26 protein-coding genes are annotated in these 25,458 nt (G+C 38.8%); 8 read left to right on the top strand and 18 right to left on the bottom strand.

Annotated elements, in window-relative coordinates; genetic code table 11:
* From H5S39_RS05720 to greA, 5 genes are all read right to left on the bottom strand, one after another.
* Complete coding sequence (locus H5S39_RS05720; protein ID WP_182596136.1) at positions 1–756, bottom strand: ABC transporter ATP-binding protein; 756 nt, start codon at positions 754–756, stop codon at positions 1–3.
* Positions 757–868: 112 nt separating this feature from the next.
* Positions 869–1,840, bottom strand: coding sequence for a sensor histidine kinase (locus H5S39_RS05725; protein WP_182596137.1), 972 nt, complete (start codon positions 1,838–1,840; stop codon positions 869–871).
* Positions 1,833–2,513, bottom strand: a complete 681-nt coding sequence (locus tag H5S39_RS05730) for a response regulator transcription factor (RefSeq protein WP_182596138.1) — start codon at positions 2,511–2,513, stop codon at positions 1,833–1,835. The genes H5S39_RS05725 and H5S39_RS05730 overlap by 8 nt, the downstream gene beginning before the upstream one ends.
* Positions 2,514–2,666: 153 nt before the next feature.
* The gene (gene pnuC, locus H5S39_RS05735; protein ID WP_182596139.1) at positions 2,667–3,419 is read right to left on the bottom strand and encodes a nicotinamide riboside transporter PnuC; all 753 of its coding nucleotides are present in this window, start codon (positions 3,417–3,419) and stop codon (positions 2,667–2,669) included.
* Positions 3,420–3,663: 244 nt separating this feature from the next.
* Positions 3,664–4,161 (bottom strand): transcription elongation factor GreA, encoded by a 498-nt coding sequence (gene greA / locus H5S39_RS05740; RefSeq protein WP_182596140.1) that lies wholly within the window; start codon positions 4,159–4,161, stop codon positions 3,664–3,666.
* A 112-nt stretch (positions 4,162–4,273) separates the two neighbouring features.
* Here greA and H5S39_RS05745 point away from each other — a divergent pair, with 112 nt between their 5' ends.
* Together H5S39_RS05745 and H5S39_RS05750 are read left to right on the top strand one after the other, a co-directional pair.
* Entirely contained in the window at positions 4,274–5,395 is a 1,122-nt protein-coding gene (locus tag H5S39_RS05745; protein WP_182596141.1) for a hypothetical protein, read from the top strand.
* 24 nt (positions 5,396–5,419) lie between these two features.
* The gene (locus H5S39_RS05750) at positions 5,420–5,746 is read left to right on the top strand and encodes a hypothetical protein (RefSeq protein ID WP_182596142.1); all 327 of its coding nucleotides are present in this window, start codon (positions 5,420–5,422) and stop codon (positions 5,744–5,746) included.
* A gap of 46 nt (positions 5,747–5,792) precedes the next feature.
* Here H5S39_RS05750 and H5S39_RS05755 read toward each other — a convergent pair whose 3' ends face one another.
* The 4 genes from H5S39_RS05755 to H5S39_RS05770 are packed head-to-tail and all read right to left on the bottom strand — an operon-like array spanning position 5,793 to position 8,354.
* Positions 5,793–6,017: a hypothetical protein gene (locus H5S39_RS05755; protein ID WP_182596143.1), complete on the bottom strand. Its 225-nt coding sequence runs from the start codon at positions 6,015–6,017 to the stop codon at positions 5,793–5,795.
* Between the two features lie 14 nt (positions 6,018–6,031).
* Positions 6,032–6,538, bottom strand: a complete 507-nt coding sequence (locus H5S39_RS05760) for a YbhB/YbcL family Raf kinase inhibitor-like protein (RefSeq protein WP_182596144.1) — start codon at positions 6,536–6,538, stop codon at positions 6,032–6,034.
* 35 nt (positions 6,539–6,573) lie between these two features.
* On the bottom strand, positions 6,574–7,356 hold the full coding sequence (locus H5S39_RS05765; RefSeq protein ID WP_182596145.1) for a tyrosine-protein phosphatase: 783 nt from the start codon (positions 7,354–7,356) through the stop codon (positions 6,574–6,576).
* A gap of 29 nt (positions 7,357–7,385) precedes the next feature.
* On the bottom strand, positions 7,386–8,354 hold the full coding sequence (locus H5S39_RS05770; RefSeq protein WP_182596146.1) for an SGNH/GDSL hydrolase family protein: 969 nt from the start codon (positions 8,352–8,354) through the stop codon (positions 7,386–7,388).
* A gap of 184 nt (positions 8,355–8,538) precedes the next feature.
* On the opposite strand from H5S39_RS05770, the gene H5S39_RS05775 reads away from it, so the two are divergent.
* Genes H5S39_RS05775 through H5S39_RS05785 form a run of 3 tightly spaced genes read left to right on the top strand, consistent with a single transcriptional unit; the run spans position 8,539 to position 12,246 of the window.
* Positions 8,539–9,717 carry a galactokinase gene (locus tag H5S39_RS05775; protein WP_182596147.1) on the top strand — a complete coding sequence of 393 codons (1,179 nt, stop codon included), beginning with the start codon at positions 8,539–8,541 and terminating at the stop codon, positions 9,715–9,717.
* A gap of 45 nt (positions 9,718–9,762) precedes the next feature.
* Entirely contained in the window at positions 9,763–11,214 is a 1,452-nt protein-coding gene (locus tag H5S39_RS05780) for a UDP-glucose--hexose-1-phosphate uridylyltransferase (protein ID WP_182596148.1), read from the top strand.
* A gap of 39 nt (positions 11,215–11,253) precedes the next feature.
* A complete protein-coding gene (locus tag H5S39_RS05785; RefSeq protein WP_182596149.1) occupies positions 11,254–12,246 on the top strand; it encodes a LacI family DNA-binding transcriptional regulator in 993 nt (330 codons plus the stop codon).
* 52 nt (positions 12,247–12,298) lie between these two features.
* On the opposite strand, the gene H5S39_RS05790 is transcribed toward H5S39_RS05785, so the two are convergent.
* On the bottom strand, positions 12,299–12,910 hold the full coding sequence (locus H5S39_RS05790; RefSeq protein ID WP_182596150.1) for a DedA family protein: 612 nt from the start codon (positions 12,908–12,910) through the stop codon (positions 12,299–12,301).
* A 229-nt stretch (positions 12,911–13,139) separates the two neighbouring features.
* On the opposite strand from H5S39_RS05790, the gene H5S39_RS05795 reads away from it, so the two are divergent.
* On the top strand, positions 13,140–14,462 hold the full coding sequence (locus H5S39_RS05795; RefSeq protein ID WP_182596151.1) for a cation:dicarboxylate symporter family transporter: 1,323 nt from the start codon (positions 13,140–13,142) through the stop codon (positions 14,460–14,462).
* Positions 14,463–14,530: 68 nt separating this feature from the next.
* Here H5S39_RS05795 and H5S39_RS05800 read toward each other — a convergent pair whose 3' ends face one another.
* Positions 14,531–15,007: an Lrp/AsnC family transcriptional regulator gene (locus H5S39_RS05800; RefSeq protein ID WP_182596152.1), complete on the bottom strand. Its 477-nt coding sequence runs from the start codon at positions 15,005–15,007 to the stop codon at positions 14,531–14,533.
* Between the two features lie 216 nt (positions 15,008–15,223).
* Between H5S39_RS05800 and H5S39_RS05805 the strand changes: the two genes are divergently transcribed.
* Entirely contained in the window at positions 15,224–15,688 is a 465-nt protein-coding gene (locus tag H5S39_RS05805) for a universal stress protein (RefSeq protein WP_182596153.1), read from the top strand.
* Between the two features lie 133 nt (positions 15,689–15,821).
* Here the strand turns inward: H5S39_RS05805 and H5S39_RS05810 are convergent, their stop codons facing one another.
* The 5 genes from H5S39_RS05810 to H5S39_RS05830 all read right to left on the bottom strand — a co-directional run bounded on the left by H5S39_RS05810 (position 15,822) and on the right by H5S39_RS05830 (position 22,880).
* Positions 15,822–17,765, bottom strand: a complete 1,944-nt coding sequence (locus H5S39_RS05810; RefSeq protein WP_182596154.1) for a sugar MFS transporter — start codon at positions 17,763–17,765, stop codon at positions 15,822–15,824.
* A 122-nt stretch (positions 17,766–17,887) separates the two neighbouring features.
* Positions 17,888–18,154 (bottom strand): hypothetical protein, encoded by a 267-nt coding sequence (locus H5S39_RS05815; protein WP_182596155.1) that lies wholly within the window; start codon positions 18,152–18,154, stop codon positions 17,888–17,890.
* A gap of 102 nt (positions 18,155–18,256) precedes the next feature.
* The gene (gnd, locus tag H5S39_RS05820) at positions 18,257–19,693 is read right to left on the bottom strand and encodes an NADP-dependent phosphogluconate dehydrogenase (protein ID WP_182596156.1); all 1,437 of its coding nucleotides are present in this window, start codon (positions 19,691–19,693) and stop codon (positions 18,257–18,259) included.
* Between the two features lie 145 nt (positions 19,694–19,838).
* Positions 19,839–21,320, bottom strand: a complete 1,482-nt coding sequence (gene zwf / locus H5S39_RS05825) for a glucose-6-phosphate dehydrogenase (protein WP_182596157.1) — start codon at positions 21,318–21,320, stop codon at positions 19,839–19,841.
* Between the two features lie 381 nt (positions 21,321–21,701).
* The gene (locus tag H5S39_RS05830) at positions 21,702–22,880 is read right to left on the bottom strand and encodes a CynX/NimT family MFS transporter (protein ID WP_182596158.1); all 1,179 of its coding nucleotides are present in this window, start codon (positions 22,878–22,880) and stop codon (positions 21,702–21,704) included.
* 179 nt (positions 22,881–23,059) lie between these two features.
* Here H5S39_RS05830 and H5S39_RS05835 point away from each other — a divergent pair, with 179 nt between their 5' ends.
* Positions 23,060–23,485 carry a VOC family protein gene (locus H5S39_RS05835; protein WP_182596159.1) on the top strand — a complete coding sequence of 142 codons (426 nt, stop codon included), beginning with the start codon at positions 23,060–23,062 and terminating at the stop codon, positions 23,483–23,485.
* A 60-nt stretch (positions 23,486–23,545) separates the two neighbouring features.
* Here H5S39_RS05835 and nrdI read toward each other — a convergent pair whose 3' ends face one another.
* Together nrdI and H5S39_RS05845 are read right to left on the bottom strand one after the other, a co-directional pair.
* Positions 23,546–24,013, bottom strand: coding sequence for a class Ib ribonucleoside-diphosphate reductase assembly flavoprotein NrdI (nrdI, locus tag H5S39_RS05840; RefSeq protein ID WP_182596160.1), 468 nt, complete (start codon positions 24,011–24,013; stop codon positions 23,546–23,548).
* Between the two features lie 113 nt (positions 24,014–24,126).
* Entirely contained in the window at positions 24,127–25,455 is a 1,329-nt protein-coding gene (locus tag H5S39_RS05845; RefSeq protein ID WP_182596161.1) for a hemolysin family protein, read from the bottom strand.
* Positions 25,456–25,458: the final 3 nt, after the last annotated feature.

Consider the following 25,458-nt stretch of genomic DNA (forward strand, 5'->3'; position numbering starts at 1 on the left):
TTATTCACCACCATTCGTGAGAGTCATCATTACTTGACTAATTTGTTGCTGGTATTCTTTTAGTGGTAAATCACCACGGTAAAGTTCGTGGTAGATTCGGCCATCCTTGATAAATAATGTTCGCTTAGCATGGCTAGCAGCAGCGGCACTGTGAGTAACCATGATGATTGTTTGCCCATTAGCATTAACATCGTCAAAAAGTTCAAGGATTTCATTACTAGTGTTAGAATCCAACGCACCGGTTGGCTCATCAGCAAGTAAAAGATCTGGATTAGTAATCAATGCCCGAGCAATGGCGATTCGTTGTTGTTGACCACCGGAGATTTCACCTGGGAAACGGTTAATGATTTTTTCGATACGTAGCCGGTTAACGAGTGGTTTGATTCGCTTATCCATCACGTCAACGGGTGTTTTTGCAAGAACAAGTGGGAGATAAATATTATCCCGATTTGAAAGACTATCTAGTAAATTAAAATGCTGAAAAACAAAGCCAAGATGTTGGCGGCGATAACGAGCGGCATCATCTTTTGACAAGTTATTGAGGCTTTGACCGTTTAGAACTGCCTGACCACTGGTAGCCTGGTCAAGAGTAGCAATTATATTTAAGAGAGTACTTTTTCCCGCACCAGATTCCCCCATAATTGCAACGTATTCTCCTTTCTCAACGCTGAAATTAATATCTTTTAAGGCTATTACAGGATTAGCTGAGTTTTGATTAAATACACGCTGAACGTGCTGAAGTTTTAATAATGTCATAATAAATTCCTTTCGAGCTAGCTGTTAAATTAATTTATGTATTTATTATAAAAAGGTTCTACCCATCTTCCTACTTACAGAAGTGTGTAGAACCTTACGATTTTGTAAGATATTAAACTTTATAGTTATCAGAATTAAAGGTCAAGCTAGCGGTAGTTCCTTCACCAATTGTTGATGTGACATTGATGGTAAAGTTTAATTGGTCAGTAACTTTTTTGACCAGGTATAATCCCATTCCCGTTGAAAGAGTTGTTTGGTGACCATTATGACCAGTAAAGCCATTCTCAAAGATTCGGGGTAAATCATCAGTTAAGATTCCAATTCCATAATCTTTAATTTTTAGCGAATTAATTTCCCAGGAAATATCGATTGTACTTGTAGCAGAATACTTTATCGCATTGGAAAGTAGTTGTTCAATGCAAAATCGTAACCATTTACGATCAGTTAATACCGTAATATTTTTAAGATTATGAAGGATAGGCGTAAGCTGTTTGTTAATAAAGATAGCGGAGTTTTGCTGGATAACCTCATTGACTAGTTGCTCTAGATTAACCCATTGAAATGCAAAATCGTTATTATCCATTGCCAACCGTTCGTCTGATAGTAATAAATTGAGATAATAATTGGCTTGATGGACATTAGCTTTAACTTCTTTGCTGGAAACAGTTGAACCATTTTCAGCAGCTGCATTAAGACTAGTAAGATAATTTTTAATTTCGTGAACTAACAATTCAAGATGGTCAAATTGATTTTGTTGGGTAAGTCGGAGTTGGTGAATAGTGGTGTTAGTATCGCGTTGGTTGTCTTTCAATAGTGTACTTAATTTTGCTTCTGTCGTATTTGTAGGGGTGAAGTCTTCAATGCGGTTTAAGTTGAGTCGCGAGCTTTTATAGCTTGAAAAGCTCCAACTGGCGATTAAATAAACAATTAAAAGTGGCAAGGAAAAGCGAAAAAGGTCACCGAGGAGGATGGATGGAAGATTATACAGCACAATAAGTAAATCAACTAATCCACACAAAATTAAATAGCAACCAATAACTGGTAGGGAGGAGCGTAATAATAGATAAAAATGTTTTTTATTCATTTTCACTCACCAACCGATAGCCAATTCCTCGTTCAGTAACAATACAATTTTCTAACCCGATAGTAGCAAGCTTTGTGCGTAGACGACTAATGTTAACATTAAGGGTGTTTTCGTTTAAGTATTTACCACCTTGCCACAGCCACTCGAGCAATTTCTCCTTAGTAACTGTTTGGGAGTGATTGGTAAGCAATACTTGGAACATGGCGCCCTCTGTTGGCGTTAATTGGGTAGTCCCGTTTTTATTGGTGAGCGTATTTGTCAATGAGTTAAAAACGCACCCATTCCACTTTATCTCGTTACTTTGGGTAGTGGGCTTACTACGTCGTAAAAGAGCCTGGACTTTTGCCAACATAACGGTCATTGAAAAAGGCTTCATTAGATAGTCATCTGCACCAGCAGCTACTGCATGCATTACATTAGTATCAATGTCTGCAGCTGAGATAACGATGATCGGTACCTTATTGTGTTTGCGAACTTCCTGAATCCAATAAAACCCGTCAAAACTAGGGAGGGTAATATCGAATAAGATAATGTCTGGTTGAGTTGCGGATATTTCGCCGGCAACATTTTGCCAATCATTGATTGTTACAATTTCATATTGCCACTTTGTTAATTCACTTTTTATTGATTTAATAATTTCTGGATTGTCTTCAACGATAAATACTTTTGCCATAAAAATTCCTCGAAAATTAGTTTAACCACATAATACATGAATTAAAGCTAAAATAAAAACGAGGGTAGGGGTAAATGTTTCCCTTGCCCTCGTTATGCTATCATTAATTTTGAATTGCCCAGAAAAGCAGATAAATTTACCTGTCTGCATTTTTTATTCCAAGCCCATTTCTTTAGCGTATGCAGATTCTTCCTTGCTAAGACGTTGACGTTCCCGTTCGTTGTACCATGGTGAAATAGTAAAGGCGAGTACATCATTAATTAAGTAAATGGAACTATTAACAGCCATGGCAAGTGTTGCAGAACCTTGGCGGTAAGAAACAAACCATAATACTATTTGGGCAAGTCCAGAAGCAAGCCACCAGAAGTATTGGTTGTTAAAGCGCAGGAAGCAGATAACACCGGCGGTTAAACTGATTGAGAAGCTAATTGCGTCAATCCATGGACGTGGGTCGTCTGTTAATGTTCCAATTAAATAGCCCGAAATAAAGTAGACAAGAATAGTTGCAATGATAGCAACCGACCACGAACGAGCATTAAACTTCCTGATTTTAGATGCCATGTTAACGTTCCAGTTAGCAGATAAAAGCACTGGTAAGTCAAGAGTAATTACATAAGCAATCTGCTCAGCAATACTTAAATAGTTTTTAGCACTGAAACCGGCAATGATAAAACAAATTGCCGACAGAATGCCAAGAAAACCATTAACTGACTTAGCGGCATTAATAGCCAGAACGCACAATACACCAAGGGTAGTCCCAATAAAGGTAATAACAGTCACCCACGTAATTGGGGTACTAACTAATGTCATTACTTGGCAACCAAGACTGAAGAAAAATAAGTAATAATTTTGTTGAGGCCAGCCCTTTAATTGATGGGCGAGGAACTTTAGATAATTGCTAATCATTAATAAATCTCCCTATACTATATATTGTATCCTGGTAATAATTATCAAGCTAGCTAGCACAATATGTTGTGGATACGAAAAAGCAACGTTTATTAGTATAGCGATTCGAATATAGGGATGCAATACTTAATTTTGTTCTTAATCGCCTGATTAGGGATAATGATTCGCAAAGAAACAGCATTAGGACTAAATATAATAAATCTAAAAATTTAAATTATAATATCAAGATTATTGATTTTATTAATCACAACTCTATTTTGATTATTTTAACTTTATACGAAGATTGTGGCGCGTTAACCGTAACAATACTACCGACAGTCTGATGGAGAAGAGCTTTTCCAAGGGGCGAATCAAAAGAAATCTTTTGTTTTGCCAGATCGGCCTCTTGCTTTCCAACAATGTGATAAACTTCCTGCTCATTGTCATCTTCAAATTTTAGGGTAACAGTAGTTCCGAGGCTAACTGTATTGTCACTGCTAGGTGTTACGATTTGGGCATACTGAAGTTGCTTATTAAGATAGCGTAGTCGGCTCTCAAGATGCCGAAGTTCACGTTTGGCAGTGCTATACTCTGTGTTTTCTGATAAGTCACCGAGTGCACGAGCTGCCTTTAGTTGTTCAATCTTTGCAGGACGTTGCTTTTGTAATTCGGCAATCTCTTGCTCAATCTCGTGATAGCCATTAGCAGTCATTTTTTGAAAGTAAACATTTTTCATTGCTTCTTGGATCTTTTTCCGTTGCATTTGTATTATCGCTCCTCGTAGATTAACAATTAACAATCTAGTTATAATTACTAGAGATAATTATGATATGATAGAAGAGAAAATTCAATTTGAGACGGAGGATATATAGATAATGAACGAACAAGAACAGCATATTGACCAGTTCCTCACTTCGTCCAACTATCATCAGTTATCTGCTAATCAGCAAAAACATGCACAAGATATTTTGACTCGTTTTAACAAACAGATGGCAAATGATCAGCATTTGACCGATACTACTTGGACGCCAGAAGCAGTAAAAGCGGTCATGGTCGGGGAGTTTATCGCTGATCCAGCATTGACAAATCAATTTGGGATTGCGGTAGTGCCAGTTTTACGTGCCTACCAGGAGTTTTTGAAAGTTGACAATTTAACAGAAATTGTCAAAGCAATGGAAGCACAACGGACAACCATGAATGAATGTCGCAAGGCACACAAGACCTGGGCACAATTGCATGGTGAAGAAGAAGCAAAGAATTCAGCACCGGTTAAGCCAGCAGAAAAGCCGACACCTAAAAAGGTCGTTGCCGACTGGAATCCTGATAAATTCAAAGATTTATTGGCAAATATTCAAAAGGCAATTGTAGATGCACCACAATTTAATAATTTAGAACTAGATAATGTTGAATTACAGTATGTATTACAAGAATTTTTAGAATTAATGGTTCAAGAGTGTGGCGAATATCCTGGCCACTGGACTTTTAGTAATTTGCAGCGTGTTCTAGGGATGATGATGCCATTAGATCCACATATTTCGATCAAGCAGATTCATAACATTGTACCAAGTGCGCAAGCCCTATTTGAGTATATGAAGCAAAATAATTATATTGATATGGAACAATATAAGATGGGCTTGAAAGCAATTGCTAATATGCAGCCGTCAGAGGATATGCTAGCATCATTAAACCGTGATGAACGGGAAACACAGCTAGTACTATCTTTCATTAATAGCAATGGAATTGATACTGATGATGCTGATGTTGCTGAAGCATGGATGGGTGAACACAAGCAAGAAGTAGCAGATTTTATGCGGGGATTATTAAATCCGTGGGGTGAGTATGAACGGAAGCGGTTGCTGAAGCGTCAACGCGAAATGCAGCAAAGACAACAGTTGGCTAATCATCCCCAGATGGATCCGCAGCTAAAGCGTAAGAAGAAGTCACTTCAAGGGATTAAATTTAGTAAAAAGGCGCGGCGGAGAATTCGTCACCGCTAATATTTGAAAGTGAGGAATCCATGAATGAGTATTGAAATTCCAGAAAATATGGAAGAAGTAGCAATGCAGCTTGCTCAGCATCAAGTTCGTGGTGAACAGACCGATGAAACGGCTATTATTCAAAATGCTGTTCGCGATATTCTTCAATCATTCTTTGATGAAGCTCTTGAGGGCCATTATGATGATGTTAATTGGGATGGAGACGACCTAGTTATTACTGACTTTATGGGAAAAGAAGTTGGACGCATTCACCCGCAATCAGACACATTTATTGATGACTTCAAGACTGACGCTGATTCATTAATTGAGCGGTTAGAGGATAAGACGACTGCAATTGTTGGTGGACGTTAAAAAAAGATGAGGCAGGATGATTTCCTGAAACCTCATCTTTTTTAGTTTAAAGGCGATTTTTAACTTCATAGGGCTTTGATTTTGCATGTTCGGCTGGTAAAGCATCCTTAGCATAGAAGATGGCATATTCTTTATCATTTGGATCTTTTGCAATTACAAGGTCGTCATTGTGCCGTGCACGCTTAAAAATTTGCCCTTTTCGTACTGCTTCATTGTAGTCGTGAATGTTGGCAACTGAATCGCCAGGATTAAAGAAAATTCTTGTTTCCATATCTAACACTCTCCTTATGCTCGGCTGGGTAAGTTAACCTGTGCCTTAGCTAAAATATGTCCCTTTGCAGCATGAATAAAATCATTGAGCCAATACCCGTTTTCTAAGGGTAGCAAAGTGTCTAATGCAAAGACCATCAAAGTATAGTCATGAGTTTTATCAGGTGGTTGCGGACCAACATAACCACTAGTGATTTGGGGATTACCATTAACCAGCGATCCGGCATTACTATTGTTACCTTGAATAAATTTGTCCGCCAATTGCCGGCTAGCATTTGCTGGAATATCAGTTAATGATGCTGGAATATTTGCCGCCAGCCAATGGATCCATGTGAAACCACAGACGGGAGTTGAATCATAGTCAATAAAGACAAGCGCAAAACTTTTAGTTTCGGCAGGTGCGTCTGTAATTTTAATTGGGAATGATTTGATCGGGTGGTCGGCAAGCATATCTGATGCTGGCGCATATTTACCATATTCATCTGCTAACATTCCATCCACTAATGGTACTGAGATTTGCATAAGAATCCCTCCTCTTAAACCAATTATAATCTAGCTCAGTCTAAATACAATTCTTGTAACTTTTTAATTTCAGCTGGAGTAATTTCAAGATAGTCAGTAAGGTAACGATTAATATTACCGTAATTTTTCTTGATATTAGTAATAGCGGTATTGAGATAGTCAGGAGAAACAGAAGCAAGGGCGGCACGATTATTTACTAGTTCCTCACTTGCACCATTATTACGCATCTCTTGCAACCACTGATTACGAAATTCTTGGGTAACGATATTAGTCAATAAGTAGTCTTCCATAATGATATTTTCTTTTACCCCTAATGCACTGAGAATTAGGTAAGATGCCATTCCTGTCCGATCTTTGCCAGCTGTACAGTGAAATAGTAATGCCCCATCATTATTACTTAAAAGAAGTTTGAATAACTTTTGATAAGCCTGTTTAGCAGAATCGACAGTTGTCATTCGATGATATACGTTGAGCATGTGGTGGTAACCATTATTTGGCTGTTGCATTTGCGCTGCAATCTCTTCGTCACTATGCGAGGCGTCAGTTTCATCTGATGCTAGGACCGGTAAGTGATAGTATGTAGCGCTTGCTGGAACGAGGTCAGGGGCTTTTTTAATTTCATCCGGTGCTCGTAAGTCAACGTCAATTGTAACCGGAATTGATGTCAAAACTTGTAAGTCGTGTTTATCCAGTCGTGCTAGTGACCCTGTGCGAATAATTCGCCGCCACTTTATCGTGCGGCCATCTATTGTTGGATAGCCACCTAGGTCACGGAAATTATATCCGTTTTTTATCGGTAATAATCGTTGGTTAGCCATAACGACTCCTCCTCACGTTACTTTTAATCTTATTGTACACTGGATTGAGGTAAAAGCGTTCGTAAAACTTTAGCAAGTTTGTGCCCGCTTGTGGTAGCCCCGTTTTGGTCCGGGTGCAGACCATCAGTAAAACTTTGACACCATCCGTCAGTTTCAATTAGGTAACAACCACGTTCCTTAGCAATTTGCCGAATCTCAGGAGCAAATGTTTGACTAAACGGGATCATTATTGCAATCGGGGTATTGGCAAAAGTTAGTTGGACTTGTTGGATAAATAAATCATAAGCTGCAATAAATTGGCTGGTGGGAAAGTGCCGATCATTGACTCCCAGATTAATGACTACTAGGTCAGGGCTGTTAGGTAACCAGTCTGTTGTAGCATCGATGTGGGACAAAAATTTATCAGCAGTAGGGACGCCGCCGGTTGCTAACCGCAGGACGCCACCAGCAGAATAGGCAATACGGACACTATCGACTCCTAAAATATCTGCGCAAACAGCAGCATAATTGGCCTCAGGACGATAATCAAAAGACGGGGTATTGCCAGCAACCCAACAGCCAGCGGTAATAGAATCGCCGATAAAGTTTATTAATGGTCTCTTCGTCGCCTTTTTTAAGTTTCCCTTGTCAACATCAATTTCGGTAATTGCGAAGCCTTCATTACTTGTCCAGACTTGATCTGTATCAGCGTTACCAGCGGCCATGATCTCAACGATATGTGATGAAGGGGTTAGGGAAACTTGAATTGATTTATTGCTGACTGGGTAACGATGCCAGGGGTGGTTATCAATTCTTATTGCCAACACGTGACTAGGTGATAGGAAATTATGATTTACAAGCATATGAATATTTAATTGCGTTGTTTCATTAGTTTGGAAACGGAGATAACTTCCTAGATTGGTAGTATACAGAGTAGCGCTGTTGTTAATTTCTTTAATTCTCCAGCGACCAGTCCGTGTAGCAAACGTGATTAATTCATTAGGTAAATACTGTTTCATTTTACGCCTCCAATTCTTATAAAATAGTGTATCACTAAGTTGTTTTAAGTCCGCATTTTTAGAAAACGCTTTCTTTACTGTGGTAATTAATTTGTAAGCGCTTATTGACGAATGAGATAAATAGTAGTAAATTATATTTAGTAAAAGTTTACTAATGTTTGTTTGATGTATGGAGGTTATTCTGATGGATAAGCAACAATTTTTAGCTGAATATCAAGATGTTTTTAAAGAACCGGGGAAAGATGTCTTTTTCTCACCTGGTCGAATTAACGTAATTGGTGAACATACTGACTATAATGGTGGGCATGTATTCCCGTGTGCTATTAGTATCGGTACTTATGGAGTATATGGTCCACGCGAAGATACCACAGTCGCAATCTATTCTGCTAATTCAGCTAAGGAAGAAGACAGTAAGATTATCACCTTTGATATCAACGATAAGGAACCACAAAGCGCAAAAGATGAAAAATGGGTTAATTATTTCAAGGGGATGCTGGTTTATTTAAAGCAACGCGGTTTTAAGATTGACCATGGTTTTAACCTCTATATTCACGGATTCCTTCCATATGGTTCAGGACTTTCATCATCGGCATCAATTGAAATGTTAATGGGAAATCTATTAAAAGATGAGTTTAACCTTGATATTGATGAGATTGAATTAGTTAAGCTCGGCCAAAAGACTGAAAATGACTTTGTAGGCTTAAATTCAGGAATTATGGACCAGTTTGCGGTCGGCATGGGTAAAGAAAATAATGCAATTTACCTTGACTGCAATACTTTAGATTACAAGTACTTGCCACTAGAACTTGGCGATTACGAAATCGTGATTATGAGTACTAATAAGAACCATTCTTTAGCAGGTTCAAAATATAATGAGCGGGTTCAAGAATGTGAAGAAGCCGTTAAACGTTTGAATCAGAAGCTCAATATCAATAAGCTTGGCGAATTAGACCTTGATACATTTGATCAATATACTTACCTTATTAACGATGATACTTTGATTCGCCGTGCTCGTCATGCGGTAAGTGAAAATGAACGGACAAAGAAGGCTATCGATGCGATGGAAAAGGGTGACCTAGAAGAATTGGGCCGACTAATCAATGCTTCTCACGTATCACTTAAGTATGATTATGAAGTTACTGGTAAAGAGCTTGACACCTTAGCAGAAAATGCTTGGACCCAGCCAGGATGCCTCGGTGCGCGGATGGTTGGTGGCGGTTTTGCCGGTAGTGCAATTGCCATTGTTAAGAAGTCTGCTGCTGATGAATTTAAGAAGAATGTTGGTAAAATTTACCGTGATGAAATTGGCTATGATGCTAGCTTCTATGATGCCGAAGTTGTTGACGGACCACATAAGCTATAAACAGACGAGCTAACATTAATTTGAAGTTAGTGGGGGAATGAGAAAATGAAGTTAATGGAGAAATTTGCTGACCAAGTAATTGCTAGCGGTACGTATGAGCCACTAGACCGAATTTATGTCTTAAACAAAATCCGTGCTTTCGTTGGTGATGAAGATGTTATCGCTAAGGATGATGAACCAGTTGTTAGCCAATTAGTCGATCTTGCTGTTAAACGAGGTAAGATTGAAGATGGTCAGACGGCGCGGGAAATCTTAAATGACCAATTGTATGATTTAATGACACCAACGCCATCAGTTGTTAATCATCGGTTCTGGGAAAAATATCAACAATCGCCAGCAAGTGCAACAGATTGGTTCTACAACCTTTGTACCAGTAATGACTATGTCAAGGTAGCAGCAATTAAGAAAAATGTTGTCTTTGATAAGCCAACTAAATACGGCAATCTTGAAATCACAATTAACCTTTCAAAGCCGGAAAAGGATCCAAAGGCAATTGCAGCAGCTGCCCATGATACAGCAAAGAAATATCCACAATGTGCTTTATGTATGGAAAATGAAGGATATAAGGGACGTTTAGGTCAAGCAGCACGAAGCAATCACCGGATTATTCGGATGACGGTTGGCGGCCAGCAATGGGGATTCCAGTATTCGCCATACGCATATTTTCATGAACACTGCATTTTCCTTGATAGCAAGCATGAACCAATGAAGATTAATCGTCAGACTTTGGTTAATTTAGTTGAAATTGAAAAACAACTACCAGCTTATTTTGTTGGTAGTAATGCTGATTTACCGATTGTTGGTGGATCAATGCTGGCTCATGAACACTATCAAGGTGGAAAACACATTTTCCCAATGATGAAAGCTTCAATTAAAGAACCCCTTACGTTTTCTGCCTATCCAGCAGTTGAAGCAGGAATAGTAAATTGGCCAATGAGTGATATTCGACTAACTAGTACAGATACTGACCAACTAATTGATCTTGGTACCCACATTATTAAGGTTTGGGATCAATATAGCGATGAAAGTCTAAACATCAAAGCGTTTGACGGTGATACTCGGCACCATACTGTTACGCCGATTATGCATCGTGACGGTGACAAGTTTGTCCTTGATCTGGTATTACGAGATAATAATACTAGTGATAAATATCCACTTGGCATTTTCCACCCACATGAAAAGTTGTGGCACATCAAGAAGGAAAATATTGGTTTGATTGAAGTAATGGGTCGAGCTATATTACCAGCTCGCCTTAAGGATGAACTAAATGAAGTTAAGAAGTTCTGGCTTGGAAAAGAAAATAAAATTGCTGATAGTCATCTTCCGTGGGCAAAAGAAGTTCAAGCAAGATTGAATATTACCGAAGAAAATGTTGATGAAGTATTAGAACAAGAAGTTGCTAATATATTTGCAAACGTTTTAGAAAATGCGGGAGTATTTAAGGATGATGCCGCCGGAAATGAGGGTTGGCAACGGTTTGTTGATGCTTTAAAATAGGTTTATCGTGATTTAACGAGAAAGGAGCGCGGAGGCAGGATGGCAGTAACATTACATGATATCGCGGATAAAGCAGGTGTCTCGATTGCGACTGTATCGCGAATTTTAAATAATGACGTGACGCTCTCTGTAAATGAAAAGACACGTCAACGGGTGCTGGCTACTGCTGAAGAGTTCAACTATACTAAGCATAAGCGGGCACGTAACAATCAAGTACAACGGGTAGCAGTCGTTCAATGGTATTCTCTTACACAAGAATTGGACGATTTATACTACATGGCAATCCGGATGGGAATAGAGCGTGCAGCTCAACAACGTGGCCTTCAGACGGTTCCGATATATCAAAATAATATGGAGGAGATTCCCCGTGATGTTACGGGGATCATCGCGATTGGGAAATTTAGCAACTCCCAAGTGCAAGCCTTAAAGCTAGTAACGTCTAATATTGTATTTGTCGACTATGATAGTTTAGCGGCCGGATATGATTGTTTGGTTCCAGATTTTGAAAATGCAGTTCGTTCTGTTATTTCTGAGTTTTTGAATGAGGGAATTGATGATATCGGAATGCTTGCAGGAACAGAGAAGACGACTGATCAACAAATTGTCCCTGATTTGCGCCGCTTTTATTTTGAGAGTACCTTACGTCAACAAAACCTTTATCATTCAGAGTTTATATTCGCTGGCAACTACACCTCGATGTCGGGATATACGGCAATGAAAAAGGCGATTGAGACGTTAGGGGACCGTTTACCGCATGGCATCTTTATTGCTAATGATCCAATGGCGGTAGGCGCATTGAAAGCAATTCAGGAAGCTAAAATTAGTGTGCCGCACCGCGTGGCATTAATTAGTTTTAATGATACGGCCATAGTCAAGTACGTCTATCCTAGTATGTCAGCGGTCCATGTTGCCACAGATGAAATGGCTCATGCAGCGGTTGATATGATGATTAAGCGACTACAAAATCCTAATAATGACCCTTGTAAAACAGTTGTTGGAACGCACTTAATTAAGCGCCAAACAACGCGTTAAAATAAGAGAAGCATTTCACTGGTTTATGACAAACCAAGTTGGAATGCTTCTCTTATTTTTTGATTCTTTTTTGGTACCAACGATAAGCTAGGTAAAGGAAGGCAATTGCCATAATAACAATCGCCACAGTCGTGTATTCGTCAAAGATAATCACAATCTTATTCCATGACTTACCAACTATAGATCCTAGAATTACTAAAATTGTATTCCAGATGGCGCTTCCGATGGTCGTAAGGAGGCAAAACTTCCCTAATGGCGTTTGGGCAATTCCAGCGGGAATCGAAATTAAACTCCGAATGACGGGGATACAACGACCATATAAAATTCCTCCTGTCCCGTGGCGGTTAAACCAATTTACGGCATGTTGGGCGTCACTTTGGTGAAAGCCGAGCGTCTTAAATAACCGATGACTAAGTAGGCGTTCTAGTCGCGAGATAGTTAATTGTCGCCCGATTACATATAAGATTAGGGCTCCGATTAGGGAACCAATCGTTGCAGCAATGATGACGCCGATTAGTGAAAGGGAGGTTGTTGTTGTCATAAACCCGCTCATTGTCAAGATAATTTCAGATGGCAGTGGCGGAAAAACATTTTCAAGGGCGATTAAAAATGCAATCGCAAGGTAACCAAATTGGTTAATAAAATCTGTTATCCAAGCGTTCATATATTACTCCTGTTCAATAAAATAGTCTTTACTAAAGATATCATATTAGGATCGACAGTAGGGATAATCGCTTTTTTCTTTAGTTAAAATTACAAAAGTAGAGTGAATGAAATAACCGCTTGCTGGCTAAAGTGTTCGGCTTTGCTTGAATAAAATCTTAAAATTTGCTAAAAAATGATTAAAAATGTGCTAAAGTATAATAAGACTACATAAGGGAGATTGATATGAAGTGAAGCGATATCGTTTTGGCCGCCTAAGCATGGGCTGGCAAATTATGATTGGACTAGCTCTTGGTATTATTTGCGGAATGCTTTTTTACAAAAATAATAGCGCCATCACAGTTATGCAGAGCTTAGGGACAATCTTTATTCGGTTGATCCAGATGATCGTAATGCCAATCGTTGTTTCTTGTTTGACTGTTGGAATTGCCAATATTGGGGATATTCGAAAGCTTGGTCGGATTGGTGGAAAGACCTTGATTTACTTTGAGGTGTTGACGACCATTGCGCTAATTTTAGGAATTGTAATGGCTAATGTAACCCACCCAGGTTCATTCATTGATATTCATAAATTACATGCAACAGATATTTCACAATATATGTCAACCGCCAAGACTGCACAGCATGATAGTGGCTTTTGGCCATTGATTTTATCAATTATTCCGACAAATATTTTTAAGTCAATGGCAGATGGCGATATGATGCCGGTTATCCTATTCTCAGTTCTATTTGGGCTAGGTATTGCCGCTGTTGGTGAAAAAGCTAAGATTTTAATTGATGTCTTAAATGCTGTTTCAGAGGTAATGTTTAAGGTTACTAACTGGGTAATGAAGTTTGCGCCAATTGGCGTATTTGGCTTGATCGGAATGACGATTGCTGAAATGGGAATCAGTGCTTTATTACCGTTAGGATTATTTATCTTAATTGCTTATGTAACGATGCTTATTTTTATTATTGTTGTTTTAGGAATAACGGCCCATCTTTTTCATTTACGTTATTGGAAGACAATGCGGGCTATTCTTGATGAAATTATGCTAGCATTTACGACAGCTAGTTCTGAGGTTACTTTGCCACGGCTGATGAAGAAAACTCATGATATGGGTGTAGAAAAGGGAATTACTGCGTTTGTTATTCCGACCGGTTATACCTTTAACCTTGATGGATCAGCCATTTATCAATCATTAGCTGCTATCTTCTTAGCACAGGCATACGGTCTACATCTTAGTATTGCCCATCAGATTACCTTGCTAATTGTATTGATGATTACGAGTAAGGGGATGGCTGGTGTTCCGGGAGCTTCATTTGTGGTTTTACTAGCCAGTGTTTCTACAATTGGTGTTCCAATGGCAGGGCTAACCTTTATTGCGGGGATTGATCGGTTTGTCGATATGGGACGAACGGCTGTAAACGTGGTCGGTAACTCCATTGCGACCCTTGTTATTGGTGAATCAGAGGGAGCACTTGACCGTGACAAATACAACGCATACTTAGATAACTATGGTAAAACAAATGATTCATCAACAACGCCTGGTACAAAGCCAGAAGCAGAATAAAAGAAAAAGAAGCTAAGAAAGATTTCGCCAAATAATTTGTAAGGTTGATCTTTGTCTCAGCTTCTTTTTTAATTATTTTGTTTTGATGGTTTGCTTATTTCCTGAGCTGCAGCTAATTTGACACCGCGATGATCAACGCTTGTACTAAAAACAATTTGCGTACTAGTTTTGCCGAAACGCTGTTGAATTATGTTGATGAAGTCATCTAAGTCAGTAGTAGATGGAAAGACAACTTCCATAATTTCAGAATAATCACCGGTTACACAGTTACACTCAATTACATTTGGAATTTGTTGGATGTAAGGATAAAACTCTTGCTTTTGCCGTGGTTCAAGCTGAACCTGAATAAAAGCCTTAACGTGAAAGTCGATTTTTTCCATATTAACACTTGTATGGTAGCCAGTAATAATTCCGCTTCGTTCGAGCTTGTTAATTCGCGCCGCAATTGCTGGAGACGAAATAAAGCATTCTTTAGATAGTTCTTTTAAAGAAGCACGAGCGTTTTTTTGGAGAAGATTGATAATCTTCCGGTCGATTTTATCCATATGATGCGGCCTCACTTTCAAAAATTAAAGATATATTTGATATATTAAGGGTACTCTAATTAAAGATTAATGTATAGTATAAATTTTGTAAAATCATCAATTTAATGAAAACTTGGTGAAAGTGTGTAATATTATAGTTTCGCTTACTTCCTACTATAAAAAAATGGTATAATTTAAGTAAATATATACTTGCTGTTTGAATGGAGGTTCAAACTTATGGATCAAGAATATCAAAATATCTTAGTACCTGTCGATGGTTCCAAAGAATCAGAATACGCACTACACCGTGCTATTGCAATTGCAAAGCGTAATGGCGCACATGTCGATATCTTAAATGTTATCGATACGCGGGCAATGGCCTACAATTTTGCAGGTATGTCAGATGGAAGTATCGCATATCAATTGGTTGACAAGTCAAAGCAGTACCTTGATGAATTGTTAAAGGATGCAAAAGACAAGGATGATTTTGATAACCTTGACATCCATATTCGTCTAGGAAATCCAAAGACAATCATTTCCTTTGACTTTCCTCGGGACCACCATAACGATATGATTATTATTGGTGCTAGTGGTTTATCACGGATGCAACGAGCAGTGATGGGTTCTGTTACGTCATATGTAAAGCGTAATGCTCCTGTTGATGTTTTAGTTGTTCGGACAGATGTTGATGTAGTTAAATAACTGAGATAAGGGGAGCTATTGAGTTGGCTCCTTTTTTGTTGTTTTTAATAGTATTCATGTAATAGAAAAAAGAGCTGAGTGAAATCATTTTCGCTCAACTCCTTTTTAGGTTCGTTAGAGAACAATATTTAATTTACTTTTTAGTAACTTCCATAACAACATCTTTAGAGGTTACCTTATCGCCAGCATTCTTCAATAGCTTAATATCGAAATCTTTACTGTTAGTGACAGTTACCATTACAGTATCATCCAAGCCAGCTTTCTTAATTGCTGGATCCCAGAATTCCATTAATTCGTCACCCTTATTAAAGTGTTGGTCTTTATCGAAGTAACTAATGAATCCAGTACCGCGAAGTTTGACCGTATCAATACCAACGTGGATTAATAGCATGATACCATTATCGGATTCGAGACCGACCGCATGGCGAGTAGAGAATGTTGCACGCACTGTACCACTGAATGGGGCAATAACTTTACCATCAGAAGGGGTAATAGCAAATCCCTTTCCCATATTACCAGCAGCGAAGTTTTCATCACTAACATCCTTTAGGTCAACGAGGGTACCGGCAACTGGAGAAGTAATCTGGGTAACACCAGGTTGTGGAGTAGGGGTAGATTCAGTATCATCATTGTCCTTGTTAAACTGATTTCCCCAAGTCTGTTCTAGTTTAGCAACAATCTTCGCATGTGATTTTTCATCCAATTTAACCTTAAGGACGAAGATAATAATACCAACGATAATTAAAGCAATTGGAATTAAGAACATGTAAATCTTAAATACACTAACACCATGAGCAGTAACAGTAGCAGCAGTAGCACCACCGGTCATACCAGCGGCAACAGTCGCCATAACAACAACCCCGTTAGCAACGGCACCACCGAACTTATCAAGAAGTGGACGGATAGAAAGAGTAAGTGATTCGTCACGGTGTCCTAACTTTAATTGACCATATTCAACTGAATCGGTAATGGTCATGAGGACAACTAAGAAGATAATTGGTTGCGGAATAAAGAATAATTCAGCACCGAGTAAAACAAGGGCTAATGACTTGCCAGCGAAGGCGAAGATCAAAGCACCAACAACTTCGATTGAAGCAGCCCCGTAGAAAAGTTTGTGACGACCGATCTTGCCTGAGAATAATGGGAAGGCAAAGACGGAGATAACACCAACAATTGTGTTCAAACCACCAAGGATTGAGAAGGCCTTGGCATTACCTAAAATGTAAGTGAAGTAGTAAAGTTCAAAACTGTTTAGTAGAGTTTGACCAGTAGTAAAGAATAAGTAAGACATTGCAATTGCAAGAAGTTGATCATTCTTGATTAGGATATGAAGAATGTCTTTAAGTTTAGTTTGTTCCTTATTTTCACGAAGCAATGACTTTTGTTCGTGAGTAAACATCCCAACCCCAATTGAAGTGATAGCTGAGATAGCAGCAACGATTGCGGCAAAGATGAACCAACCACGGTCATCACCAGTACCGCCATTTTGGTTAATGGAGAAGAACAGTACCATTGGCATGATGACAAACCCAATGATCTGTCCACCAATTGTGGAACCAACCCGGGCAAAGGTAGCTATCTTGTCACGTTCATGTGAGTCGAATGACATAGCAGGAACCATTGACCAGAAACCAACATCATTAAACGAGTAAAACACATCCATAATGATATAAATAATAGCAAATACAACTAAGTAAAGAAATGGATTACTTACGTTTAAACCACCTAATGGCGTGAAGAGGGCAGCCAAGAGAACGGCAGAAATAACACCACCGCCAACAACCCATGGCTTGAATTTACCCCATCTAGTGTTGGTCCGGTCGATTGCGTTCCCAATCAATGGGTCAATTAGCAATTCAACAATCCGCAAAATCATGATGATGGCACCAACATATCCAACCATCCGATTATCAAAAGCCTTGTCACTAGTAGTAAATAAGTGACCAGTGACGTACATCATAAAGTAGGTAGAAAGTAATGCAAAGAAAGCATCATGTCCAAACGCACCTAGCGAATATGCCAAGCGGGAACGAACAACATGAGATTCTTTCTTTGAATTCTCAATTTTCGCATCCATGTTAACTCTCCTTTTCTACAACAACATAAAATATCTTACAGTCATAATAGTAAGCGTTTTCATAGAAAAAGTCAATCTGATTTTAGTAAAGTTTTACGAAAAAGAGAAGAGTATGAATAATTTTATTTTTTAAAGGCTAGTGCAAGTACTTCTGCCTGAGCAGTTTCTAATTGGTCAGCGTTTAAATTAATATATTTATTTACAAGTCGCTTGTCTACATGAAGATCAGTTACTAAGAAGTCGTGGATGGATGTAATGTTAGTATTAGCGTGTCGTAAATGTAAAATGGTCATGGCAACCGCCAATTGTGTGACCTTAGCTGCTGAAAGGGTAGCAGGGGCAGTTTCAACTACTCCTTGGTAATAACCAGTCATAAACACTTTATTCATTTTAATCACCTCTAGGTTAATCAAAACATGTTTTACTTAAATTGTGAAGAAAATAAAAAAAGAACCGAAATCTCGGTCCTTTTTAAATCAATTATTATTTGATTATTGTTCTTCGTACCAGCTGTAGTGGAAGTTACCTGGACGGTCAGTACGTTCGTAAGTGTGAGCACCGAAGTAGTCACGTTGAGCTTGAAGCAAGTTTGCAGGAAGCACTTCTGAACGGTATGAATCGTAGTAACTAATAGCAGCGCTAAGTGAAGGTACAGGAATACCAGCCTTAACAGCAAGAGCAACAACGTCACGAATAGCCTTTTGGTACTTCTTAGCAATGTCCTTGAAGTAGTCATCAAGAAGTAAGTTCTTCAAGTCTGGGTTCTTAGTGAAGGCATCAGTGATGTTTTGTAAGAATTGTGCACGGATAATGCATCCTGCACGCCAGATTTGAGCTAATTCACCATACTTAAGGTTCCAGTTGTAACGTTCGGAGTCGATCCGCATTTGTTCGAATCCTTGAGCGTAACTCATAAGCTTACCAAAGTAGAGGGCTTGACGTACCTTTTCAATCATTTCAGTCTTATCATCGATTGAGATAGCTTCAGTGTCAACAGGCAATTCCTTGCTTGCTTGAACACGTTCGTCCTTCATCATTGAGATGTAACGGGCGTAAACAGCTTCGGTAATAACAGATTGAGGAGCACCACCATCAAGAGCAGTCATTGAACTCCACTTACCAGTACCCTTGTTAGCACCACGGTCAAGAATCATGTCAACAATTGGCTTGTTCTTGTCATCACCAAGGTCATCCTTACGAGTAAGAATGTCAGCAGTAATGTCAACAAGGTAACTGCTTAATTCACCCTTGTTCCATTCTGCAAATGTCTTAGCAATGTCATCAACAGGCATCTTCAAAACATTACGCATGATGTTGTAACTTTCGTCGATTAATTCTTCATCACCGTATTCGATACCGTTGTGAACCATCTTAACATAGTGACCAGCACCGTTTGGTCCAATGTAAGCAACACATGGCTTGCCGTCTTCTTCAGCCTTAGCAGCAATCTTAGTAAGGATTGGAGCAACTAAGTCGTAAGCTTCTTTTTGACCACCAGGCATAAGTGATGGACCGTGAAGAGCACCTAATTCACCACCGGAAACACCCATTCCGATGAAGTTGATACCAGACTTGTCTAACTTAGCGTTACGAGCCATAGTATCGTGGAAGTTAGTGTTACCACCATCGATTAAAACATCACCCTTGTCAAGTAATGGTAATAATTCATCGATAAGAGCATCTGTTGGCTTACCTGCTTTAACCATCATAAGGATACGACGAGGCTTTTCTAGTGAGTCAACGAATTCCTTAATAGTGTAGCTAGGTACTAACTTCTTATCACTGTGGTCACGCATCATGTCGTCAGTACGGTTGCGGTGACGGTTGTATACACCAACCGTGAAGCCACGGCTTTCGATGTTCAGTGCAAGGTTCTTACCCATAACAGCTAAACCAACAACACCAATTTGTGCTTTTTGATCAGACATTAAAGTCACTCTCCTCAATACTTATGTAATATATTTCACAACCTTGATTATAACAAAATTTGGTGATAGTGCAAACGCTAAACATCAAATTTTATAATAAAAAAAGCAATTTATAGTTAAATAACTATAAATCGCTTACAGTAAATTAATGATTTAAACGATAAACCCACTTACGACCATCACGAGCTAGCAATTCATCTGAAGCTGCTGGGCCCATTGAACCTGGTGTGTAGTTAGGGAATTGAGGCTTTTCAATATCCCAGAGTTTCCGAATAACGTCAACAAACTTCCATGCGTATGCAATTTCTGCCCATGAAGCAAAGTTGGTGTGGTTTCCTTCAAGAGCATCATGGAAGAGACGTTCGTATGGTTCTGGTGATTCCTTCTTGTCAGAGTCACTTTGCAAGTAGCTAAGGTCGACTGGTTCAGTAGTGAATCCTTGGCCAGCACGTTTTGCATTTAATTGAATTGCAAAACCAGACTTAGGTTCAACAAAAATCGTCAAAACATTAGAATTAAGTGATTGGTCACTTTCGGAACGTGGGTTAGCAAAAATATCAATTAATGGTTTCTTGAAGACAACGTCAATGCGGGTAAACTTGTCAGCAAGCTTTTTACCAGTCCGAACATAGAATGGTACTCCAGACCAACGATAGTTATCAAACATTAATTTAGCAGCTACGAAAGTTTCAGTTCCTGATTCTGGATCTACGCCATCTTCATGACGGTAAGCATTAGTGCCGTCACCAGCGTCATATTGACCACGAACAAAATTACCAGCTGCTTCGGATGGAGTATATAGACGGAGACTACGAAGAGCCTTAATCTTTTCAACCCGAACATCGGCATCAGTAAATGCAACTGGTTGTTCCATTGCAAGTTGAGCAACAATTTGCATGATGTGGTTTTGGACCATGTCACGTAATGCTCCTGATTGGTCATAGTAACCAGCACGCTCTTCAACACCAAGCTTTTCACTTAATGTAACTTGAATGTTGTCGATATAACGATTGTTCCAGAGCGATTCAATCATTGTGTTACCAAAACGTAAAGCTTGGATATTTTGAACCATTTCCTTACCAAGGTAGTGATCAATCCGGAAAATTTGATTTTCGCTAAATGTTTGTGATAATTCGTCATTAAGCTTTTTAGCAGATTCAAAATCGCGACCGAATGGTTTTTCAATAACTAACCGATTAAAGCCGTTATCAGTTAATAATCCTTGCTTCTTCAAATTTAATGCAATGGTACCAAAGAATTGTGGGGCCATTGACATGTAGAAGAGGCGGTTACCTTCAGTTCCAAATTGTTCGTCTAATTCAGCAAGACGTTGCTTAAGAATTTCATAGTGTTCTGGCTTGGTAACATCATGTGACTTGTAGAAAAAGTGCTTTGAGAATGCTTCAGCTTGACCATTCTCAGTTTCTGGAATGTTACTGATTGAATCCAAAACAATTTTTTGAAATTCTTCATCTGATAATGGGCGACGAGATGTACCTAACAATGCAAAGTGATCAGCGAGATAACCCTTTTGATAAAGCTTAAATAAAGCAGTATAAAGTTTTCGCTTTGCAAGGTCACCGGTAGCACCGAATAATGTAATTACAGCCTTGTTTTCTGTAGCCAAAATGTTCACTCCTTCTGAAATTTCAGAAAATTCTTATACCGTGACAATTATATACTCTTAAAGCGCAATCTGCACTATCAAAGTAAACGTTTTCTAAGATGATTTTTAAGAAAATGCAAATGGACCATTGAAGTAAAACGCCTTGTTAGCTTGCGTTTGTTAAGCGTTTGATAATTAATGGTCTAGAGCAAAAAAATTTTAAAATTAATTGTGATTAGTTAGACTAATGTGCCAGAAATGGACCATATATAATATATATAAGTACTTAAGTTATGTGAATAACATGGCACAAAAAAACTCCAGTATCGGTAAAACCGAACTCTGGAGTTTTTTATGCTCGTGGAGTGTGAAAACGAAGTCAGCAATTTCGTTCCCTAACTCTTATACAAACTGTTTTCGTTCTGCGATAACGCCACATACGGTAAAGAAGATAGCCGCAATGGCGATAACGATAAGGCTCGCAACCCAGTTATGTGTTTGTGAATAGAGATTCCCAACAACGATTGGGCCTAACGCTGCAATTAAGTAACCGACTGATTGAACCATCCCCGAAAGGTTTCGTGTATCAGCAGCACTTTTTGTCTTGAGACCGAAGAGGGTCATTGCAAGGACAAAAGTTGTTGTCGTCCCCATACCAAGGAAGAGGGCAACAAAAGCGTAATAAACAAATGAGTTAACTGGGAAAAACATCATACCCGTTCCAATTAGGGAAACAATTCCGGCAAATAGCATAATTGGTTGTCGGTTTTGCATTTTTGTAGCAATAACAGGAACAAGGAAGGCAAAAGGCATGGAGAAAAGCTGCAACAAACCAGCAACAAGACTTGCTTGATCACTAGTTAAGCCGGCATCCATTGCAATTGTTGGTAACCAGGCTACAATGCTATAAAATACAAAGCATTGTCCACCGAAGAAAAGCAGTAGCCACCATGCGTTAGAATTTTTCCACATGTTTGTACCACGATCAGCTGGTTCACTGCTATTGGCTGCTCGCTGATTGTAACGCAAATTTGGTACCCAAATAATTGCTGCAATTAAGGCGATAGCACTAATAATAATTACGGCAGTCTCCCAACTAGTCGCATGGGTGATCGGGGTGATGACATATGCACCTATTGCGGCGAATAATGTCATGGCAACATTATACATTCCCGTTACACTGCCGATACGATTAGGGAGTTTGTCAGAAATAATTGCTGGTAAAAGAACATTAATACAAGTAATAGCAGCTCCGACTAGGATAGTACCAACCATTAAGGAAGAAAAGTTCAATATTCGCAGATATGAACCGATAAACATGAGAATCATTGCTAATTCGATTGTTAATTCGTTTCCAATCCGTTGTGCGAGGGCAGAAACGACCGATGATAGCAGCCCGAAGCAAAGCAAGGGGATAGTAGTTAAAATTCCTAAACTGGTAGTCTCAACATTGAATGTATTTGCAATATCTTTGATAACAGATGGAATAGCTGTAATAGGCATCCGCATGCAAACCCCTAAAAGCAATAACCCGAGGATTAATAGCGGACTATGTTTTTTGATTTTTTCCAAAAAATTCATCCTTTCTTCTTCTGTATATTTTGGTATCGGCCTGATAATAGACTAGACAATTATATCATAATGCGCCCTTAGTTATGATTAATATACGGTTAGAAGTAGCTAATCCAATTTGAAGTTAGTTTGACGGAATGTGTTTCAAAACATATAATCAACAGTGAATATTTTTTCGGAGGAATACTATGACGGCAATATACCCGTACCTAACATTTGAAAATGCGAAGGAAGCCATGGCTTACTATGAACAAGATTTTGGCGCAGAGATTACGTATCATAAGCCCTTATCAAAAGAACAAGCAGAAAACCTTGGCTTACCAATTGACCAGTTAAACCAGACAACAATGCGAGGGGAGTTTATGATTGCAGGGCAAAAAATTATTTGTTCAGATGCAACAATGGGTCATCCTCAGACGTCAACCTTAATTTCCATAATGCTTGATTTTAAAAATGATGATGAAGCTGCGCGTAATTTGTTTAATCGTTTAGCAAAGTCAGAGAATCAACGGGTGACGGTGCCGTTTGGAGATTGGGTATTAAACAATTTGATGGGTCAGATAGTAGATAAGTACGGGGTCACGTGGCTAATAAGTGCAAGTAAGCAGGAATAAAATGAATAGCATATAAAAAGGAGCAGTGGGAAAGCATAACTTTCTCATTGCTCCTTTTGCTTAAGCGTTAACTTCATTCCATCGTTTAGAAAGAATGGAATAAATTCGTTCAATATCTTGTGAAGTACCCCGTAGTTCGTAATCTGCGAGAAATGGTGCATTGAAGTCTCGCGAATACTTACGTGCGGTTAAACAATATTGTTCGTTAAAGTTTTTATTACCACTGCCGACAACACCGATGCACTGCTTTGCATTATCACCATGAGCAATGTACTCCCCTAAAGCATTTGTCATGATTTCAGTAAAGCCAGAATCAATACCATTTCCACCGTTTAAGTATGTTGGAACAAAGGCAAAAAAAGGTTCTGTCTCGTCAGCTGGAAGGGTCTGATCGCTAACTTCTTTTAGTTCGATAAGTGGTCTGTCTGCGCTGAGACTGTGTTGTTGCTTAGCATAACCTTGCATCCGTGTTAAGAAAGAACGGGTATTTCCCTCTAACGAAATATAAATAATATTCATTGGTGCCATGTGATTTTCTTCCTTCTAATTTAGATTTAGTTTAAAAAGATTACAAAACTATTTTAGCAGAAACAGGCATAATTAAAAGAATAATGAGTCTATTGTTGCAAAAATGTAAAATTTTACTTCGGCTGGTGGCTAACGATAAAGCTGTCGATATATGAATTATGGTAATCGCCGACTTTGAGACTAAGGTTAGCTAGCTGAATCGTTTCACCTTCGTGTACATTATGATAGTTATCAAGAATATATCCAGAGAGGGTAACAACATCACTATCGTCGCTATCCTTCAATTCAATATGGAAGAATCGCTCAAAATCATAAATCGTAGTCTTACCATCAACGCGATATTTGTCCTCGCCAATTTTAGCAATCATATTGTCAGAGACATTATCGATCTCATCACGAACGGTACCAAACAATTCTTCATAAATATCCTTATCGGTGATAATTCCACTTGTACCACCATACTCGTCAACAACTACGACCATTGGTACCCTTGTCCTAATCATTAACTTTAGTACTTCAGTAATCGGAGTGCTTTCTGGGGTAGTGGGCATGTGACGGAGAACCTTTGCTAGCGAAACATTCCCGTTAATTTGTTTTTGACGAATTAAGTCATAATTAAACACATAACCGAGAATCTTATCTTTGTCGTTGTCTGCTACGACGGGTAAACGGCTATACTTTGTCTTTAGGTATAACTTAATCGCATCGTTAACCGTTTTATTTATATCAATCACTGTTAATTGGGTACGGTCAATCATGATATCCTTAGCGACTTTATCATTGAAGTCAAATGCCCGTTCCATATATAGCAAATCATTGTGTTCAAGTTCACCACCCTTGACGGCGTTACGTGACAAACTAATGATCTCGCTTTGAGAAAGAACGTCTTGACTCTCATCGGCAGGCTTCATCCCTAACATCTTAACAATTCCATTTGCGGAATTATTAAGAAGCCATACGAAAGGATAAAATGTGATATGGAAGTAGTGTAGTGGCGTTGCAACGAACAGCAGTGTTTTTATCGGTAGGTCAATACTAATATTTTTAGGCACAATCTCTGTAAGGACAACCTCAAAATAAGTCAAAAGCAAAACACCAATGACGGCGCTGATTACATGAATGGCACTATTATTTAATGGCCAATTTGGAATCGCTAAGGCGCTAGAAAGTAAAGATTCAATCGTATCTTCACCAACCCACCCAAGAATAATTCCACAGATTGAAACACCAACTTGGGTAGTTGAAAGGTACTCTGTTAAATTTGTAACCATTTTAATAGCACGGTTGATTTTAGCAGAAGGCTTATCACGCTTTTGCTGCAATTCTTCTAGCGCAGTCACTCGTGCTTGAACAAGGGCAAATTCTGCAGCCACGAAAAATGCTGCAAAAATAAAAGTAATTATGATAATTACAAAGTTAGTTAGCAACTGGCCGTTATTCAAAAT

Origin of the sequence: Limosilactobacillus rudii (assembly GCF_014145455.1) — a bacterium.
GTDB classification, from domain to species: domain Bacteria; phylum Bacillota; class Bacilli; order Lactobacillales; family Lactobacillaceae; genus Limosilactobacillus; species Limosilactobacillus rudii.